Annotated in this window: 17 protein-coding genes; 14 read left to right on the forward strand and 3 right to left on the reverse strand. The window is 41.6% G+C overall.

Annotated features, from left to right (window positions below; translation table 11 throughout):
* Positions 1-59: 59 nt before the first annotated feature.
* The 5 genes from dapB (at position 60) to OCI93_RS03560 (ending at position 6,938) form a co-directional block, all read left to right on the forward strand.
* Entirely contained in the window at positions 60-860 is an 801-nt protein-coding gene (dapB, locus tag OCI93_RS03540) for a 4-hydroxy-tetrahydrodipicolinate reductase (RefSeq protein WP_261625792.1), read from the forward strand.
* A 209-nt stretch (positions 861-1,069) separates the two neighbouring features.
* Positions 1,070-2,206, forward strand: coding sequence for a glutamine-hydrolyzing carbamoyl-phosphate synthase small subunit (gene carA, locus OCI93_RS03545; protein ID WP_261625793.1), 1,137 nt, complete (start codon positions 1,070-1,072; stop codon positions 2,204-2,206).
* A gap of 15 nt (positions 2,207-2,221) precedes the next feature.
* Entirely contained in the window at positions 2,222-5,440 is a 3,219-nt protein-coding gene (gene carB, locus OCI93_RS03550) for a carbamoyl-phosphate synthase large subunit (protein WP_261592690.1), read from the forward strand.
* 45 nt (positions 5,441-5,485) lie between these two features.
* The gene (gene greA, locus OCI93_RS03555) at positions 5,486-5,962 is read left to right on the forward strand and encodes a transcription elongation factor GreA (RefSeq protein WP_261592881.1); all 477 of its coding nucleotides are present in this window, start codon (positions 5,486-5,488) and stop codon (positions 5,960-5,962) included.
* A gap of 385 nt (positions 5,963-6,347) precedes the next feature.
* Entirely contained in the window at positions 6,348-6,938 is a 591-nt protein-coding gene (locus OCI93_RS03560; protein WP_261625794.1) for a rhomboid family intramembrane serine protease, read from the forward strand.
* A 203-nt stretch (positions 6,939-7,141) separates the two neighbouring features.
* On the opposite strand, the gene OCI93_RS03565 is transcribed toward OCI93_RS03560, so the two are convergent.
* The 3 genes from OCI93_RS03565 to pabB form a co-directional block, all read right to left on the reverse strand.
* Positions 7,142-8,518: an L-serine ammonia-lyase gene (locus OCI93_RS03565; protein WP_261625795.1), complete on the reverse strand. Its 1,377-nt coding sequence runs from the start codon at positions 8,516-8,518 to the stop codon at positions 7,142-7,144.
* Between the two features lie 89 nt (positions 8,519-8,607).
* Positions 8,608-9,177, reverse strand: a complete 570-nt coding sequence (locus tag OCI93_RS03570) for an NUDIX hydrolase (protein ID WP_261592693.1) — start codon at positions 9,175-9,177, stop codon at positions 8,608-8,610.
* Between the two features lie 9 nt (positions 9,178-9,186).
* Positions 9,187-10,536, reverse strand: a complete 1,350-nt coding sequence (gene pabB / locus OCI93_RS03575) for an aminodeoxychorismate synthase component I (RefSeq protein ID WP_261592694.1) — start codon at positions 10,534-10,536, stop codon at positions 9,187-9,189.
* A gap of 155 nt (positions 10,537-10,691) precedes the next feature.
* Between pabB and OCI93_RS03580 the strand changes: the two genes are divergently transcribed.
* From OCI93_RS03580 to OCI93_RS03620, 9 genes are all read left to right on the forward strand, one after another.
* Positions 10,692-12,218 (forward strand): fumarate hydratase, encoded by a 1,527-nt coding sequence (locus tag OCI93_RS03580; RefSeq protein ID WP_261592695.1) that lies wholly within the window; start codon positions 10,692-10,694, stop codon positions 12,216-12,218.
* A 323-nt stretch (positions 12,219-12,541) separates the two neighbouring features.
* Complete coding sequence (locus OCI93_RS03585; RefSeq protein WP_261625796.1) at positions 12,542-13,582, forward strand: Leu/Phe/Val dehydrogenase; 1,041 nt, start codon at positions 12,542-12,544, stop codon at positions 13,580-13,582.
* Positions 13,583-13,650: 68 nt separating this feature from the next.
* Entirely contained in the window at positions 13,651-14,289 is a 639-nt protein-coding gene (locus OCI93_RS03590; protein ID WP_261592697.1) for a CatA-like O-acetyltransferase, read from the forward strand.
* A gap of 413 nt (positions 14,290-14,702) precedes the next feature.
* Positions 14,703-15,473: a DUF3450 domain-containing protein gene (locus OCI93_RS03595; protein WP_261592698.1), complete on the forward strand. Its 771-nt coding sequence runs from the start codon at positions 14,703-14,705 to the stop codon at positions 15,471-15,473.
* A 6-nt stretch (positions 15,474-15,479) separates the two neighbouring features.
* Entirely contained in the window at positions 15,480-16,844 is a 1,365-nt protein-coding gene (locus OCI93_RS03600) for a MotA/TolQ/ExbB proton channel family protein (RefSeq protein ID WP_261592699.1), read from the forward strand.
* Complete coding sequence (locus OCI93_RS03605) at positions 16,844-17,368, forward strand: MotA/TolQ/ExbB proton channel family protein (protein ID WP_261592700.1); 525 nt, start codon at positions 16,844-16,846, stop codon at positions 17,366-17,368. Before OCI93_RS03600 ends, OCI93_RS03605 begins: the two co-directional genes overlap by 1 nt.
* 14 nt (positions 17,369-17,382) lie before the next feature.
* Positions 17,383-17,787 (forward strand): ExbD/TolR family protein, encoded by a 405-nt coding sequence (locus OCI93_RS03610; RefSeq protein ID WP_261592701.1) that lies wholly within the window; start codon positions 17,383-17,385, stop codon positions 17,785-17,787.
* Positions 17,787-18,401: an energy transducer TonB gene (locus tag OCI93_RS03615; protein WP_261592702.1), complete on the forward strand. Its 615-nt coding sequence runs from the start codon at positions 17,787-17,789 to the stop codon at positions 18,399-18,401. The genes OCI93_RS03610 and OCI93_RS03615 overlap by 1 nt, the downstream gene beginning before the upstream one ends.
* Before the next feature lie 11 nt (positions 18,402-18,412).
* A complete protein-coding gene (locus OCI93_RS03620) occupies positions 18,413-19,672 on the forward strand; it encodes a tetratricopeptide repeat protein (protein WP_261592703.1) in 1,260 nt (419 codons plus the stop codon).
* Positions 19,673-19,704: the final 32 nt, after the last annotated feature.

The following is a 19,704-nucleotide window of genomic DNA, read 5'->3' on the forward strand; positions in this document are numbered from 1 at the left end:
CGTGATTTCTCATATTAAAGTCTGTATAAAAAGACAAAATTGAAATGGGGGAATGACGAATGACCAAAATTGCTATTTTTGGTGCCAATGGGCGAATGGGTAAAGTGCTGTGTGAAGCGTGTTTAATATCTAATGACTCAGAACTTGTTGCTGCATTAGTGCGACAAGAGCATGCACTCATTGGCAGCGAAGTTACGCATTTGATAAGCCAAGGCAAAACTGCATTAACCTATACAGGCGAATCTGACTTGGTAAATGATGTGGATGTAGCCATTGATTTTACATTGCCTCTTGGTATGAAAAAGCACTTATCCTTAGCAATAGAAAGAAAGCTGCCTATCGTAATTGGTACAACGGGGCTCACTGCTCAAGATATGGCTGAACTCAAAGCAGCAGCGAAGCATATTCCTATTGTGTTTTCTCGTAACTTCTCGGTCGGTATTAATATACTGGAAAACTTGGTTAAAGTAGCGGCTCAGACCTTGAATGAAGACGTTGATATTGAAGTGTTTGAAGCACATCACAGGCATAAAGTTGATGCACCTTCGGGCACTGCATTGATGATAGGAGAGGCTATTGCTGAGGCTAAAGGATGGGAGCATGAGCAGGTAGCGCGGTACGATAGAACGACAGAGGAACAAGCAAAAGCTCAAAATGAAATCGGGTATTCGGTCCTCAGAGCGGGCGATATAGTAGGAGAACACACAGCTTACTTTGCAACTATGGGCGAAAGGCTTGAATTAACTCATAAAGCAACATCTCGCCTTACCTTTGCTACTGGTGCCGTAAGGGCTGCGAAGTGGTTGAGAAATAAGCCAAATGGACTTTATGACATGCAAGATGTGCTTGGATTGAAGTAGTAAACATGGTTTTTTGGCGCTTTGGTGTGTTTTTTTAATAAAACACGATGTTTTTAATGTTTTTGCTTGTTGGATTAGACGAATCTAAGAAATTACTATAGACTATAACGAATTTGCCAAAAATTAATAACTGCGTGTTACCAAGCGCTTTGTAAACGGGATGAAAAGCGTAGCAGCTTGCTCCCGTTTTTTACCATTAGGAGGTTAACTTGACTAAATCCGCTCTGTTAGTCCTAGAAGACGGCACAGTGTTTCGCGGTACTGCAATCGGTGCTGACGGTATGTCAGTCGGTGAAGTAGTATTCAATACGTCTATGACTGGTTATCAAGAAATTTTGACAGACCCGTCTTACGCGGAACAGATCATAACGCTGACTTACCCACATATCGGTAATACCGGTACTAACAGTGAAGACGAAGAAGCGGACCAGATCTGGGCTAAAGGCCTAGTGATCCGTGATTTGCCTTTGCTTGCCAGTAATTTCCGTAACGAGCAATCATTAAGTGACTATCTTAAAGCTCGAAATATCCTAGGGATAGCTGATATCGATACGCGTAAGTTAACTCGTATTTTACGAGATAAGGGTGCGCAAAACGGCTGTATAATTGCCGGTGATACAGTGGATGAACAGCACGCATTAGAGGCTGCAAAATCGTTCCCAGGTTTGAAAGGCATGGATTTAGCCAAAGTGGTGTGTACAAAAGAGCAGTACACTTTCAAAGAGTCAAGTTGGGCCCTTGGCGAAGGGTTTAAAACCCTAACGGCAGAAGAAGAAAAGTTTCACGTAGTCGCGTATGATTTTGGTGTTAAGAAAAACATCTTGCGTATGCTTGTAGACCGTGGCTGTAAATTAACGGTAGTGCCTGCAGAAACCTCCGCTGCAGACGTGTTGGCACTCAACCCTGATGGTATTTTCTTATCTAATGGCCCAGGTGACCCTGAGCCTTGCACTTATGCCATCGACGCAATTAAAGCATTCTTAGAGACTGATACACCTATTTTCGGTATTTGCTTAGGTCATCAATTATTGGCATTAGCATCAGGTGCTCAGACGGCAAAAATGAAATTTGGACACCATGGTGGTAACCACCCAGTTAAAGACTTAGACCGTAACGTAGTTATGATCACAGCGCAAAACCATGGTTTTGCGGCTGATGAAGCCAGTTTACCAGATACGCTACGTGCTACGCATGTATCATTGTTTGATGGCACGTTGCAGGGTATTCATCGCACAGACAAGCCAGCATTTAGCTTTCAGGGTCACCCTGAAGCAAGCCCCGGCCCACATGATGCGGCGCCGTTGTTTGACCATTTCATCGACCTAATGCACAAGCATAGAGCTTAATAGAGCGGAGTAAAAATGCCAAAACGTACTGATATTAAAAGCGTTCTTATCTTAGGCGCAGGGCCAATTGTCATTGGTCAGGCGTGCGAATTTGACTACTCTGGTGCACAAGCATGTAAGGCGCTAAGAGAAGAAGGCTATCGAGTTATTCTTGTAAACTCAAACCCAGCAACGATTATGACTGACCCAGAAATGGCTGATGCGACGTATATCGAGCCTATTCACTGGGAAGTTGTTGAGAAAATAATTGAAAAAGAAAAGCCGGATGCAGTGTTGCCAACAATGGGTGGACAGACTGCACTTAACTGTGCGCTTGATTTAGATAAGCATGGTGTACTGGCTAAACATGGCGTTGAGCTAATTGGTGCAACTGCTGATGCCATTGATAAAGCGGAAAACCGTGAACGTTTCGATGTGGCGATGAAAAACATCGGCCTTGAGTGTCCGCGTGCTGAGATTGCCCACACGATAACAGAAGCGCACGATGTACTGACGCGTATCGGTTTCCCATGCATAATTCGCCCTTCATTCACCATGGGTGGAACCGGCGGTGGTGTTGCTTACAACCAAGAAGAGTTCGACGAAATTTGTACTCGGGGTTTAGACCTGTCGCCAACCAGCGAGCTGCTAATTGATGAGAGCTTAATCGGTTGGAAAGAGTATGAGATGGAAGTGGTTCGTGATAAAAACGATAATTGTATTATCGTGTGTTCAATCGAAAACTTCGACCCTATGGGTGTTCATACCGGTGACTCAATCACCGTAGCGCCAGCGCAAACCCTAACTGACAAAGAATATCAAATTATGCGTAATGCCTCGATGGCTGTTTTACGTGAAATTGGTGTAGAAACGGGTGGTTCAAACGTGCAGTTTGGTGTGAATCCAGAAGATGGCCGTGTGGTTATCATTGAGATGAACCCGCGCGTATCGCGCTCATCAGCATTAGCATCAAAAGCAACGGGTTTCCCGATTGCTAAAATTGCAGCCAAACTTGCGATAGGCTACACACTTGATGAATTACAAAATGACATCACAGGTGGTGCAACACCTGCGTCATTTGAGCCATCAATTGACTATGTTGTAACGAAGATCCCACGTTTTAACTTTGAAAAGTTTGCTGGCGCGAATGACCGTTTAACGACTCAGATGAAGTCGGTAGGCGAAGTTATGGCGATTGGCCGTAATCAGCAAGAGTCACTACATAAAGCATTACGTGGTTTAGAGGTTGGGGCGACTGGTTTTAACCCAATTGTTGCGCTGGATGACCCTAAAGCCAAAGAAACGATTATCCGTGAATTACGCGAACCCGGTGCTGAGCGTATTTGGTATGTTGCCGATGCCATGCGCCATGGTATGAGCGTTGAAGATGTATTTGAGTTGTCTAAAATAGACCCTTGGTATTTGGTACAAATTGAAGACATTATCAAAGATGAAGCGACTATTGCCGAAGTTGGCCTTGCAGGTTTAAATAAAGATTTTTTACGCCGCTTAAAGCGCAAAGGCTTTGCTGATGAGCGCATTGCAGAAATAGCAGGTGTATCTGAAAAAGAAATTCGTAAAAAGCGTCATCAGTTAAATATCGTGCCAGTGTACAAACGCGTTGATACGTGTGCTGCTGAATTTAGTTCAGACACCGCGTATATGTACTCTACCTATGACGAAGAGTGTGAAGCAAACCCTACGGATAACGACAAGATCATGGTTATTGGCGGTGGTCCGAATCGCATCGGTCAAGGGATTGAATTTGACTACTGTTGTGTACATGCGGCGCTTGCAATGCGTGAAGACGGTTATGAAACTATCATGGTTAACTGTAACCCTGAAACTGTTTCTACAGACTATGATACGTCAGATAGATTGTTCTTTGAGCCAATCACCCTTGAAGATGTGCTTGAGATTGTTCGTGTTGAAAAGCCAAAAGGTGTGATTGTGCAGTATGGCGGTCAAACGCCATTGAAACTTGCCCGTGCACTTGAGGCAAATGGTGTGCCAATCATTGGTACTTCTCCAGATGCCATTGACCGTGCTGAAGACCGCGAGCGTTTTCAGCAAATGGTTGAGCGCTTGAATTTACTACAACCTGAAAATGCAACGGTGACATCACTTGAAGAAGCCATTGCCAAGTCACAAGAAATCGGTTTCCCACTGGTTGTTCGTCCATCATATGTACTCGGTGGTCGTGCTATGGAAATTGTCTATGACGAAGATGATTTACGCCGTTATATGACTGAAGCCGTGCAAGCGTCAAATGAAGCACCTGTGCTTTTAGACCGCTTTTTGGATGATGCAATTGAAGTTGACGTAGATGCGATTTGCGATGGTGAGCAAGTTATCATTGGCGGCATTATGGAGCACATTGAGCAAGCGGGTGTTCACTCAGGTGACTCAGCGTGTTCTTTACCAGCACATTCATTATCTGAAGAGATCCAAGACGTGATGCGCAAGCAAGTGACAGATATGGCACTTGAGCTAGGTGTAATCGGTTTGATGAATACGCAGTTTGCTGTCAAAGATGGTGAAGTTTATTTAATCGAAGTAAACCCACGTGCTGCGCGTACCGTACCGTTTGTGTCTAAAGCAACGGGTGTTGCATTGGCAAAAGTAGCCGCTCGTTGTATGGCTGGTCAATCATTAGCAAGCCAAGGCATTACTGAAGAAGTTATTCCACCATACTACAGCGTAAAAGAAGTGGTGTTGCCATTTGCTAAGTTCCAAGGTGTAGATCCATTACGAGGCCCTGAGATGCGCTCAACAGGTGAAGTAATGGGAGTTGGTGAAAACTTCGCCGAAGCGTTTGCAAAAGCACAATTAGGCGCGGGAAATGCTTTACCGCGAGGTGGTCGCGCGCTACTATCTGTGCGCAATAGCGACAAGTCACGTGTTGTTGAGCTAGCTAAAATCATGTCAGAGATTGGTTTTGAGTTAGATGCAACAAAGGGTACTGCTAAAGCGTTAGAAGAAGCAGGCATTGAAGTGCGTCGCGTGAACAAGGTATACGAAGGTCGTCCTCACATTCTTGATAGAATCAAAAATGGTGAGTACAGCTACATAGTAAATACCACCGAAGGTCGCCAAGCGATCGAAGACTCGAAGGTGTTACGTCGTGGTGCGTTGCAACATAAAACAAACTACACAACCACGCTTAACGCAGCATTTGCGAACTGCTCTGCACACGCTGCAGATGACAGAAGCACAGTAAATTCTGTACAAGAGCTACACCAACGATTGAACTAAGAACTAAACCAAGGCCAAGGGGCCTTGGTGTTAAGTGAGATACTTATGCAATCAATTCCGATGACAGTACGAGGCGAGCAGTTGCTTCGTGATGAACTAAACCATTTAAAATCGGTTGTTCGTCCACAAATAGTTGCCGATATCGCAGATGCGCGAGAGCACGGCGACTTAAAAGAAAATGCTGAATATCACGCAGCGCGTGAACAGCAAGGTTTTTGCGAAGGTCGAATTCAAGAAATTGAAGCGAAGCTTTCGACTTCTCAAGTCATTGACGTTACTAAAATAGAAAATAATGGCAAGGTTATTTTTGGTACTACCGTAACTATTTGTAATGTCGATACAGATGAAGAGCTAAAATACCGCATCGTGGGCGATGATGAAGCTGATATTAAAAGTAATTTGATATCAGTTAACTCACCGATCGCACGTGGCTTAATAGGCAAAGAGTTAGATGATACAGCAAATATTCAAACACCGAATGGCGCAGTAGAGTTTGAAATCATCGAAGTTGAATATCTATAACTTATTCATTGATTTAGTTATAAAAAAACCGAGCTTAGGCTCGGTTTTTTTATATGTTATCAGCAATTCCCCTTGACTTAGTAGTTGCATTTGTGTGATTTTTAGAGACATACTATGTCTTTATTTGTTTGCCTGTGCAGGTTAAACAGAAGTTTGAGAGTCAATGTATAAAAGCTATAATAATTAACCGCTAAGATATTTCAGTTTTCACTGAAGATATTAAATGGAGTGAGTTATTGCAACTTCCAAAGTAACTTGCTTTTTTGGTCAAGCTAAGCAGTCATTGCCATAATCCGGCAATACCTGTAGATGGCGTATAAAGTTGTTTTCGAGTTAATTTTGTGTGTGATAGTTCAAATTTTAAAAGCCGTACTAGGAATAGACTTTGATAAAGAAATTACTGATAACCCAACATATACCAGCAATGAGTAATTTTAAAATAGTGTTGGTAATGGTGGCTATCATGTGGGTTGTACATGGCGTAAATATGCTCTTTTCGCTGTCTTTTGATAGCTTTGGATTAGTGCCATTAAGTCGGGAGCATCTCTTTGGCATTATAACTTACCCATTTATTCATGGCGGGTGGCAGCACTTAATTGGCAATACGCTCGGTTTATTAATTAGTGGCTATTTAGCGAGCCAGCTAAGCAGCTTTAAACGCGCTACGGGGGTTATCTTTGTTACGACGGGTTTATTAGTTTGGCTATTTGCTAGTCATGCTAATCACATTGGTGCCTCAGGCATTGTGATGGGTTACTTTGGCTTTATTATGGGCAGTGCTATTTTTAGGCGTAATTTGCTTAGCTTTTTGCTCGCAGTAGCTTTGTTAGCGGTGACGCACTATTTTCAAATTAATCTATTTGGTACGTTGTTCTCGTTTGACTCTTCGACCAGTGTATCAAGTCATTTATTTGGTTTTATTAGCGGCGTTAGTGCTGCTTACTTGTTCAAAGGACAGGCTAAGAAAAGCACATAGTACTAATTTAAATAATTAATAACTTTCGTTTAATTAAGAGATCTATTTTGAGGCAATGAAAATTTGTCTATAGCCAGAAGAGGTTTTTAATGCAGCTTTAGTTGCTAAAAATAATTAAGTAACTTGAACTCTGGATACCAAAAACCCAGACTATGGTCTGGGTTTTTTTACATCTACACTAAATAATCTGTGATTAATAGTTTTTAACACTCAATGATATTGACGGCCAAGCCGCCACGGGCGGTTTCTTTGTATTTGGTTTTCATATCATTGCCAGTATCAAGCATAGTTTTTATTACTTTATCCAGAGAAACCTTTTGCTCACCAGTACCGCGCATAGCAAGGCGAGAAGCGTTAATTGCTTTTACTGCACCCATTGCATTGCGTTCAATACAAGGCACTTGTACTAGACCACCGACAGGGTCGCAGGTTAAACCAAGATTGTGCTCCATGCCAATCTCTGCGGCATTTTCAACATTTACTACGTTGCCACCCATGATTTCTGTTAGTGCACCAGCTGCCATTGAGCAAGCAACGCCTACTTCACCTTGGCAGCCTACTTCTGCGCCAGAAATAGAGGCATTCTTTTTATATAAAATACCAATGGCAGCGGCGGTTAGTAAGTAACGTGTCGCGATTTCTTCATCTACTTCTTTGATAAAGGTATGATAATACATTAATACTGAGGGTAAAATACCGGCAGCGCCATTTGTTGGGGCAGTGACCACTCGACCCCCAGCAGCATTTTCTTCGTTAACTGCTAAGGCAAACAAATCAACCCAATCCATGGCTCGCAGTGGGTCGTTACTATCTTCTACATTCAACTTCAAATATAAACTTGGAGCACGACGTTTTACTTTTAGTCCACCAGGTAAAATACCTTCAGTGCGCATACCTCGTTCAATACAGGCTTTCATTACCTGCCAAATATTAAACAGTTCTGATTTAATTTCAGCAATCGGCCTGAGCGTTTTTTCGTTTTGCATCATGAGTGAAGATACACTGAAACCAGTTTCTTTACACAAAAGCAGTAATTGCTCAGCGCTATCAAACAGGTAAGGGGCAGGGTTTTGCTCTCTAATATCGAGCGCCGCTTGTTTTTCTTGCTCAAATTGCTCATCAGTAACAATAAAGCCACCGCCAATAGAGTAATATACTTGGCTGTGTATTTTTTCTTTACCATTAAGCGCAATAACTTCCATTGCATTTGAATGCTTGGGTAAGGTTTTTCTGCGATGAAATACCACAGCCCCTTGCTTTGGAAATTTTACCTTGTGGTTTTGATCAAGGTAGAGTGCTTGATCTTGCTCTATTTTTTCTAAAATATCAGGAACTGCATCTGCATCGATTGTCTCAGGGTCGTGACCAGCAAGCCCTAATATTACTGCTTTACCTGAACCATGACCGATACCTGTTTGACCTAAAGAACCAAACAACTCAACTTTAATTTCGGTTGTTTGCGCTAGCAAGTTTTTGTCTTGCAAGTCTTTAACAAATAGCCGCGATGCGCGCATTGGACCAACGGTATGAGACGACGAGGGGCCAATACCGATACTAAACATATCAAATGCACTAATCATATTTTTTACTCAACATTGCCTTTGAACGGGGGCACATCATAACGTTAAAACGGAGCCTTGTAACCCGTTACGCTATGAAATTAGTATGTCTATTTTATCAGTGCTATAAAGTTTTGAACTAAGCTTGCAGTCGCGCCCCAAAGTAGCCCATGCGGTGTTATAAACCCGGGCAGCTGGCGAGCTTTGCCGCCTAGTATCAGCTCGTATATATGCCAGTTCTTAGTATCCACTAATTGTGTAAGGGGAAGGGTAAAAGCATGTTCAACTTCTTCGCTGTCGGTGTGCCAGTGGGCATTTGGAGCTAATTTGGCAACCACTGGCAGTATGTTAAAGCCTGTGAGTGTTGCATGTATATTTAGCGTACCGAGAGGGGTAATATTGCTTGGCAAAATGCCGAGTTCTTCTTGTGTTTCCCTAAGTGCGGTCATCACCAAGTTTTTATCTTGCGGCTCAGCTTTGCCGCCGGGGAAACACAATTGCGATGGGTGATGAGTGAGGTAAGCTGCGCGTTTACAAAATAACAAAGTAGCCTGTCCATCTTGTTCTACCAAGGGGATTAAGACCGCGCTTGACTTGACCGATTGACGAGCAACCATATGCGGCTTATTTTGTTGTACTGCACTGGTGTTAAAGCGTGTAATTACCTCGTTTAATGTCACTTTATGCTCTTATTTTTCCAAAGTTGGTAAAATTTTATTTACTTTATGATAGGTTTCTTGGTACTCAAGATTGACTTGTGAATCTGCGACAATGCCACCGCCAGCCCAACAATATATTTGCTTTTGGCTGCATACTAAAGTTCGAATTGTAATTGAAGTGTCCATCCTACCACAGGCACTTAAATAACCAATAGCACCGCAATATACACTGCGTCGATGAGGCTCTAATTCTTCTATAATTTCCATAGCTCGAATTTTTGGTGCGCCGGTAATTGAGCCCCCGGGAAAAGCTGCTTCAAGTTGATCTACGGCACATTTTCCTTCAGCTAATTGGCAAGTGACTGTACTGACTAAGTGATGTACGGCAGGAAAGCTTTCAATGGCAAATAAACTTGGCACTGCAACGGTTCCTGGTTTGGCAACTTTGCCTAAATCATTACGCAGTAAGTCAACTATCATGACATTTTCAGCTCTGTCTTTGGTGCTGCTAGCCAGCTTTTGAGCTTGTAAGGCATCTTCTTTTGGGTCATCTAATCGTGGTAATGTTCCTTTAATAGGCTTTGTTTCAACTTGTTTTTTGTCGACGAGTAAAAAGCGCTCTGGCGAGACTGACAATACTGCATTGCGCTCTAAATTAATGAACGCAGAAAATGGTGCTTTGTTGCTAGCACGAAGTTTTTTATACGCCAGCCAAGGTGCACCAGTATATCCAGCGCTGAACCTTTGCGCTAAATTAATTTGATAGCAATCACCACTTAGCAGGTACTGCTGAATTTTTTCAAAACGCTCTGTGTATTGTGGTTGTGTCATATTTGACTGCCACGGTGTTGTGAGAGCAAATTCATCGTAATCTGGTGCTGCACCTAAGATATAATTCATATATTCGTCAGCACGCTCAACATTAGGTTGCGATACGTAATACCACTGCTTTTTATGATTATCAAAGATTAATGCATCGAGGTATAAACCGATACTTAGTTCGGGTAGCGCAATGTCACGTATAGATTTTTTGGGCAAACTTTCTATGTAGCGACCTAAGTCATAGGAAAAATAACCGAGCCAACCACCACTAAATGGCAATTCATATGGTGCTTTGGTTGCACAAAGTTTATTCAGCTGCTGCTTCATGATGCTAAAGCAATCATCATTTTGCAAAGCATCATCAAGATAGATTTTGCCTTGTTTGGCTTCTAAACGGTGTATTGGGTTTATGCTGATGAGATCAAACCGGCTATTCATATGTTTTGCATTACTAGAATCAAGTAAAACGGCATAGGGGAGATGTGCAAAGTGCTCAAAAACAACTTCTGCTGAAAGTGAGATGTTTAATTTTTTACAATTGATCTGTTCATTTACCATTTACTTGAACCTGAAAACTAGCCCGAAACGGGCGGGGAGGTTATCATACTTATCTATTTTTCTATAGTGGCTTACGTTTTAGCTTAATTGTCACTATTTTTAGATGTATTCAGTTATTAACCGATGCGTTAAATAACACAAATTAAGGAACCGTCATGAGCATGATCCGTCAGCAAGATTTCATCGACAGTATTGAAGATGCTTTGCAATATATCTCTTTTTATCACCCACTGGACTTTGTTCAAGCTTTAGAAAAAGCGTATCACAAAGAAGAAAGTAAAGCGGCAAAGGATGCCATTGCACAAATCTTGATTAATTCTAGAATGTCAGCCGAAGGCAAGCGTCCACTTTGTCAAGATACAGGGATTGTGACCTGTTTTGTAAAAGTAGGTATGGATGTTAAGTGGGATAAGACAGATCTAACAGTTCAACAAATGGTTGATGAAGGCACTCGAAGAGCATATCTAAACCCTGATAACCCTTTACGTGCATCAATTGTTGCAGACCCTGCAGGTAGTCGTAAAAATACCAAAGATAATACACCGTCAGTTGTGCATATTGATTTGGTGGCAGGTACTGAAGTAGAAGTAATGATTGCAGCTAAGGGCGGTGGTTCAGAAAACAAAACTAAAATGGTTATGTTGAACCCATCAGATGATGTTGCCGCTTGGGTAGAAAAAACGCTACCGACTATGGGTGCTGGTTGGTGCCCGCCGGGCATGTTAGGCATCGGTATCGGTGGAACTGCAGAAAAGGCTGCCGTACTTGCTAAAGAGTCGTTAATGGACCCTGTCGATATTCATGAACTTATGGAGCGTGGTGCCGAGACAGCTGAAGAAAAACTACGTTTAGAGATTTTTGAACGTGCTAATAAATTAGGCATCGGCGCTCAAGGCTTAGGTGGTTTGACAACGGTTGTTGATATTAAAATTAAAACCGCTCCCACTCATGCCGCTTCAAAGCCAGTTGTAATGATCCCTAACTGTGCTGCTACACGTCATGTTCATTTTACGCTTAATGGCTCGGGCCCTGCTGACTTAAAAGCACCAAAACTAGAAGATTGGCCAGAAGTAACTTGGGAAGTAGGTGAGGATACACGCCGTGTAAATTTAGATACTTTAACCAAAGAAGATACACATGACTGGAAAATGGGTGAAACCGTTTTATTATCAGGTAAAATTTTAACAGGTCGTGATGCTGCGCATAAACGTTTGCAAGACATGATTAATTCTGGTGAAGGTTTGCCAGAGGGCGTGGACTTTGATAACAAGTTCATTTATTACGTTGGCCCAGTGGATGCTGTTGGTGATGAGGCTGTAGGTCCAGCTGGTCCAACAACTGCGACTCGTATGGATAAGTTTACTGACCTAATGCTAGAAAAGACTGGCATTGTGGGTATGATTGGTAAAGCTGAGCGTGGTCCTGAAACGGTGGAATCAATCAAGAATAACAAATCAGTTTATTTAATGGCAGTGGGTGGCGCAGCCTACTTAGTTGCAAAAGCCATTAAGAAAGCGCGTGTCGTTGCCTTTGAAGACCTTGGTATGGAAGCCATTTATGAATTTGAAGTGGAAGATATGCCGGTTACCGTTGCGGTTGATAGCACAGGTGCAAATGCACATGAGCAAGGTCCTGCTATCTGGAAAGCTAAAATTGAAGAGTTAGATAGCAAGCTCAGATAACACGCCCTAAATAGTATAAAGCCGCGTGCACTTTAGCTTGCGGCTTTTTTGTAACTATAATTGTACAATACAGGAGTGGTTTACGTTTACGTAAACATCCCTTGCGAATAATTAAGATATCTTAACTATATTAACTGATTATTTATTCTCTTTTGGTTTATAAATTCATTTTTCAACAAAATAAAGGCTTAGTTATTCAAATTAATTGAATTTAGTAGGATGATCATCTCATTTTCTGGCATGCATGCTGAGTTAGTGATAGAGTTTTGCCAATTTCAGCGCTATCAACACCCATAGGGTGAGACATTTCGGAGAATATTAAAGTGGCTGTATTTAACCAAGTTGAATTTGATAATCATGAACAAGTGGTTTTTTGTGCGGATGAAGCATCTGGCTTAAAAGCGATTATTGCGGTACATAGCACTAAGCTAGGCCCTGCAGTAGGTGGCTGTCGTTTGTGGCACTATGCTAAAGATGAAGATGCGGTATATGATGTGCTGCGCTTATCAAAAGGCATGACATACAAAAATGCGGTTGCACGTTTGCCGTTTGGTGGCGGTAAGTCCGTCATTATTGGTGATGCAAAAGAAATAAAATCAGAAGCCTTATTTAGAGCGTTTGGTAAGCATCTTGAGCGTTTAGGTGGAAGTTACTATTCTGCTGAAGACGTTAACATCACCACAGGTGATGTGATGATGATGCATAAAGAAACCAATTATGTGTTAGGTTTAGAAGGTAAAAGTGGTAATCCTTCACCATTTACTGCTCTAGGTACGTTTTTAGGTATCAAAGCGGCTTATCAGCATAAGCATGGTCATCAAGACTTAGCGGGTGTGAAAGTGGCTGTTCAGGGTTTAGGTGCAGTTGCTTACGGGTTATGTAAGTACTTACATGAGGTAGGCGCTGAACTGTTTGTGACAGACATCAACCAAGCGTCAATAGATAGAGTGGTTAATGACTTTGGTGCAACAGCGGTTGGCATTGATGAAATTTATGACTTAGACGTTGACGTGTATGCACCTTGCGCATTAGGCGCGACGGTTAATGACAATACGATTCCACGTATCAAAGCAAACATCATTGCAGGTTGCGCTAATAACCAACTTGCTGAATCTCGCCATGGTGAGATTTTGCGTGAAAAAGGTGTGTTGTATGCGCCAGATTATGTAATTAATGCAGGTGGTATCATCAATGTATATTACGAAACTAAACCTGATGGTTACAATGAGGTTGATGCGACAAAACACGTTGAAGGTATCTATGATACATTAACCGAAATATTTGCTCGTTCTGAGAGTGAGCAAAAGTCGACACACATCATCGCAGATGAATTAGCGCAAGAAATTATCGAACAAGGTTTATAACGATTTTATTCGAAAAAAATATTTGAAAGGGTATGCTCTGAGCATACCTTTTTTATTTTTATGACGATATGAAAAAAATTGATTTAGACACATGGCCCCGCGCTCAGCACTTTCATTTTTTTAAAGGTTTTGATAAACCACATTTTAACATTACGACTCATGTTGATTTTTCAGCGCTCTATCAATTTGCACGCACAAATGGCTACTCATTTACCCAAAGCTACTTATATTGCTTATTAAAAGCGGTTAATCAATGTACATCGATGCGTTACCGTATTGTAGATGATCAACCCGTTGAAGTAGATGAACTGATGGCCAGTACGGTTTTTTTAAAAGGTGATGAAACATTTCGGTTTACGCCTTTGTACTTGAAAAAAAACCTAGGCGAATTTTGTGAACATGTTCATGAGCAAAAATCGTATTACATGAATCAAGCATTATTAACACAAGAGTTTGAGCTCAGAGAAACGCAGGTATCGCAAATTCATGTCTCTGTATTACCTTGGTTTAACTTTACAAGTTTTAGCCATGCTGCGCATGAAACTAGCCATTGCTCAGGTGTGCCAAAATTCGTGTTTGGGCAGTATCAGCATAATACGGGTTTAATGCCGCTGAATATTGAAGTGCATCATGCATTAATGGATGGTGTTCATGTTGCGCAATTTTTGACTACACTTAAACAGGTTATTTTTGAATTAGTAGATTAAGTGGTTGAAATGTAGGCAGATGGAAGGATTTTAATTAATGATGCAAAAATAACAATTATTTTTCATCTATAATTTTTATTTTTCTATATATTCAGTTGCTTAAGTATCACAATTGCAAAATTAAAGAGACTATTACATTGAGTGCTTGTGTTGTAATTAAATGTAAACATTGTGATTTAACTGCTTTATTATCAATGCTTATAAGAGGGGAGAAAAAAAAACCATGTTAATTTTTTGTTTTATATCGGGTTTATTTTTTTAAGGCTGAAAAATTTGTTTTGCAAGTGAAGTTGACACAGCGACTTGCATTTAGCATTATTGGACAGTTGATATCTGTTAAAAGTTATCAGGGTTGCTCCCTTATAGGGGGTGATAAAATTATAAAAGTAACATTACTTAATTGGTTGGGAACTATGTCTGTTAAAATCAGAAAGAGTCTTGTAGCTACTGCGCTTCTAGGCGCAACGGCATTTGCAAGCAGCAATGTGATTGCAGATCCTTTGAACGACGTACAAAAAGTAGGTCAACAAACTCAAAAGGCTGCTAAAAAGTCTCAAGAAAAAATCGACAACATCTTTGGTCAAACGCAAGAAATGATCGGCGAGTACCGCAGCGTTGTTGATGAAACTGAACTGCTTAAAGTTTATAACGACCACGTTGCCCGTTTGGTCGCTGACCAAAGAGCTGGCATCGAATCTTTTGATCGTCAGATCGGAACAATTGAAAAGACAAAACAGGACGTTGTGCCTTTGATGTATCGCATGATCGATACGCTTGAGCAATTCATCAAAGCGGACGTTCCGTTTGAGACAGAAACACGCATGAACCGCGTAGAAAAACTACGTGACTTACTTTCTAGTTCTAGCGTAACTACATCTGAAAAATTCCGTCAAGTACTTGAAGCATACACGATTGAAACTGATTACAGTTCAACTCAGGCTGCATCTCAAGGTACGCTTGAAATCAACGGCAAAAATATTAACGTTGATTTTGCACGTCTTGGCCGCATAGCTTACGTTGCACAGTCTTTCGACTTAAAACATGCTTGGGTTTGGAACAATACAACTAAGCAGTGGGATGAACTTGGCGATGAATACTTAAAGCCAGTTAAAACGTTCATTCGTATCGCACGTGGTCAGGCTGCGCCTGAACTGTTAGCACTACCAATTTTTGGCGCGGAGTAATAAATAATGAGAAAATTATTTAAAGGTTTTGCAGTAGCTGCTGCGCTATCTGTTTCTGCAGGTGCCGCGCTAAATGCACACGCTAATACGCAAGCTCTTGATAAAATCTTACAAGAAGTAAAACAAAACCGTATTTCTGAAGGTAAACTTAATAAGCAACGTGAGCAGGAATTTCTTTCTTCGCGTTCAAACCAGCAATCATTGCTTAACAAAGCAAAGAGTGAATTGGCTTCAGAAAAAGCACGTGGTGAGCGTTTAAACAAAGAGTTTAAACAAAACGAAATCACGTTAGCTGAGAAAGAAGTTGAGCTTGCAAATGCTACAGGTACTTTAGGTGAGATGTTCGGTGTTGTTCGTCGCTCTGCATCAGAAGCTATCGGTTCAATTGAAGCATCACTAGTAAGTGCTGAAAAGCCAGGACGTGCTGAAGTATTGCGCTCTCTTGCTGCGGCAAAAGAACTACCTACTACTCGCGAGCTTGAAGAACTTTGGATTGCTTTTCAAACAGAAATGACTGAATCTGCAAAAGTGTCTACTTTTGAAGCTCAAGTTGCTGAACTAAGTGGTGAAACTAGTGTTAAGCAAGTTACTCGTGTTGGTAACTTCAACTTAGTAACTAAAGATGGCTACGTAATATATGATGCGGCTAACAAGTCAATCGTACCACTTCCTAAGCAGCCTGACGGTTATGTATTAGCTTCAGTAAGTGATTTACTTAGCACTAAAGCGGGTGAGTATAATTCATTCTACGTTGACCCTGCACGTGGCGCAATCCTTCGTTTGAACACTCAGCGTTCTACGCCTGAAGAGCGTTGGCATCAAGGTGAGGAAGTAGGTTATGTAATCACTTTCTTACTAGCTGTAGGTGCGTTAATTGCGTTAGTAAGATTTGTTGACTTAATGTTAGTTAGCTCTAAAATCAAAGCGCAAATCAAAAACATCAATACACCTAACGAAAACAACCCACTTGGTCGTATCTTGAAAGTATACCATGATAATAAAAACCAAGACGTTGAAAACCTTGAGCTTAAACTTGATGAAGCGATTCTACGTGAAACGCCTCGTATTGATGCTGGCATTAATATTATCAAGATCTTGGCCGCAATTGCACCATTACTAGGTCTATTAGGTACGGTTGTAGGTATGATTAAAACGTTTGAAACTATTACGTTATTTGGTACGGGTGACCCGAAACTAATGGCTGGTAATATCTCTCTAGCGCTTGTAACTACAGCTCTAGGTCTAATTGCTGCGCTACCTCTAATTTTAGTACACGCAATCGTTGCAGGTCGTAGTAAAGCAGTACTACACATCCTTGACGAGCAAAGCGCAGGTATCGTTGCTTCGCATGCGGAGAAGGAGAAAGCCTAATGCTAGTCCTGGTGGAGATATGGGAATCTATCAGGGATTTTGTTGGCACAGGCGGCCAGGTTTTATACGTGGTCGCGATAGCACTCTTTCTAATGTGGGTTTTAATGATAGAGCGCTATTGGTTCCTACTCGCTGAGTATCCGAAAATGAAAGCGGATATTGTAGCTAAGTGGGATGCCCGCCAAGACACTACGTCTTGGTACGCACACAGAATCCGTGATACATGGATTTCTGAAGCGTCTGAAAAATTAGAAGCGCGCATGTTGATTATCAAAACATTGGTAGCCATGTGTCCATTAATTGGCTTACTAGGTACAGTAACGGGTATGATCAGCGTTTTTGAAACGATGGCAACTCAGGGTACTGGTAACGCACGCTTAATGGCCTCAGGCATTTCAATGGCAACGATACCAACAATGGCTGGAATGGTTGCGGCACTATCAGGTGTATTCTTTAGCACTCGTCTTGAAGCAAGGGCGAAAATGGCTAAAGAAAAGCTGGTAGATAGTTTGCCTCATCACTAAAGAGAGATATTAATATGGCACGTAAACAACGTTTTCGTGAGGAAGAAGAAGCAGCAGTAGATATGACACCGATGCTTGACATCGTATTCATCATGCTTATCTTCTTCATCGTAACCACTTCGTTTGTAAAAGAAGCGGGTATTGAAGTTAAGAAGCCAAAGGCTGCTCAAGCTCAAAAGACTAAAAATGCTAACGTCTTTATTGCTATTCGTGAGAATGGTGAAATTTGGATGGACAAGCGTCAAGTAGATGTCGAGCGTGTTAGTGCAAACCTTGAGAGTATTCTTGCTGAACAACCAACTGAGGCTATTATTATCCAAGCGGATAAGGGTGCTAAGCACGGTGTAGTTGTAAAAGTAATGGATCAAATCAAGGCCACTGATGACGGCCTGAAAATTTCAATTGCTGGAGCTAAGTAATGATTCGTGTTCTGTTTTCACTGATTGCAGGTGGGGCAGTTACTTTCGGCTTATTCTTTTTTATGTCATACCTGATCTCCGGTGGAGCTGATAGGGCTGAAGATGAAAAAGAACAGATAGTGGTCGAAATTTTGACGAATCCACCTGAATCAGAGGTGCAGGAGCGGAAGCGTGTTCCGCCTCCGCCGCCACCTCCACCGAAGCAGCCGCCTAAACCGCAGCCGCCTCAACCTGAAAATGCTAACCCTGCAGCGGGTGCTATTGGTTTTAACATGCCAAGCATCGACTTAGGGGGAACTGCTGGAGGTCTAAGTGGCCCTGGTGAGTTTGGCCGTGACGGTGACGCAACACCTATCGTTCGTATTGAACCTAAATACCCGGTTCAAGCAGCACGCGATGGTAAAGAAGGTTGGGTACAACTTTCCTTTACGATTAACGAACTTGGTGGTGTTGAAGATGTAGAAATTATTGATGCTGAACCTAAGCGTATTTTCAATCGCGAAGCAATTAGAGCTTTACGTAAATGGAAATACCGACCAAAGATTGTTGATGGGAAACCTGAAAGACAACCTGGTATTACTGTTCAGTTAGATTTCAAACTCAATCAAGGTTAAGGAGGCAAGAAATGACGCATTTTAAGAAAGCAACTGCTCTTGCGCTACTTATGTCTTTATCAGGCACTGTGTACAGTACTGCGGCTAGTGCTGCACCTGACTATGCCAAGATTGAAGAACGTAAAAACGCCAAAACCAAAATTATGGGTGAACGTACAGGTAAGAAAGTCGTAAAAGCTTTTGATTTGTACAATGAGGACAAAATTGACGAGGCGATCGCAGAGCTTCGTGAACTTGACCCATCCAATGATTTTGATAAAGCGACAGTTAATCGTTACTTAGGCAACATGTATGCGCAAAAAGAGCAGTATGACGATGCGATTAAGTATATTCGCTTAGCTATTGCCCCTGACGCGTTGAACTTTAAAGACCAAGCTGATTTATTTAAACTGTTAGGTGATTTATACGCTGGAACAAGTAAATTCCAAGAAGCTATTAAAACATACCGCGATTGGATGGACTTCACTGGTGAAGAAGATCCAAAAGTATATGCACGAATAGCTCAGGGTTTTTATGAGCTTAAGCAATACAACAAAGTTGTAGAGCCAGCTGACAAAGCGATTGAATTAGAGAAAGAGCCTGAAAAGCAATATCACATGCTTAAAATAGGTGCTTTCTTTGAACTTAAGCAATATAAAGAAGCAGTAAAAGTTGCAGAAACATTAGTGAAATTGTTTCCAGAAGATCCAAAGATGTGGACTCAACTGGGCTCTTTCTACATGCAGACTGAAGATTACTCTGACGGTTTAACTGTAATGGAAGTGGCATATAACAAAGGCTACTTTGAGAAAGAAAATCACTATAAAATTCTGAGTAGCTATTACTCGCTTAACGATATTCCGTACAAAGCTGCTATTGTTTTTGAAAAAGCACTGAAGGATGGAAAAGTTGAGCGTACTAAGCAGAATGTAACTGCTGCGGCAAGTTACTACCATCAAGCTAAGCATTTAGTTGATGCGGCTAGTTACTATGAAGAAGCTGCAAAGTTTGACGATGATGCTGAACTTTATAGAAAGGCTGGTAGCCTACTATTAACTGAGCAAAAGTTCAGTGCAGCGGTTGTTCGATTAAATAAAGCGCTTGAACTTGGTACAGACAAGAAAGGGAGTACCTACTCCGACTTAGCTGAGGCTTACTTATATCAAGATAAATATAAGCAAGCATACCAAGCGATTGTTAAAGCACAAGAAGATCCAAGAACACGTAAATTTGCAAGAGGTTGGGCTACGTTTATTAAAGACAAGGCTCAGCGCAAAGGCGTTAAGATCTAACTAAGAAGCCCCGCAAGGGGCTTTTTTATTAC

Origin of the sequence: Pseudoalteromonas holothuriae (assembly GCF_945859825.1) — a bacterium.
Taxonomy (GTDB): domain Bacteria; phylum Pseudomonadota; class Gammaproteobacteria; order Enterobacterales; family Alteromonadaceae; genus Pseudoalteromonas; species Pseudoalteromonas holothuriae.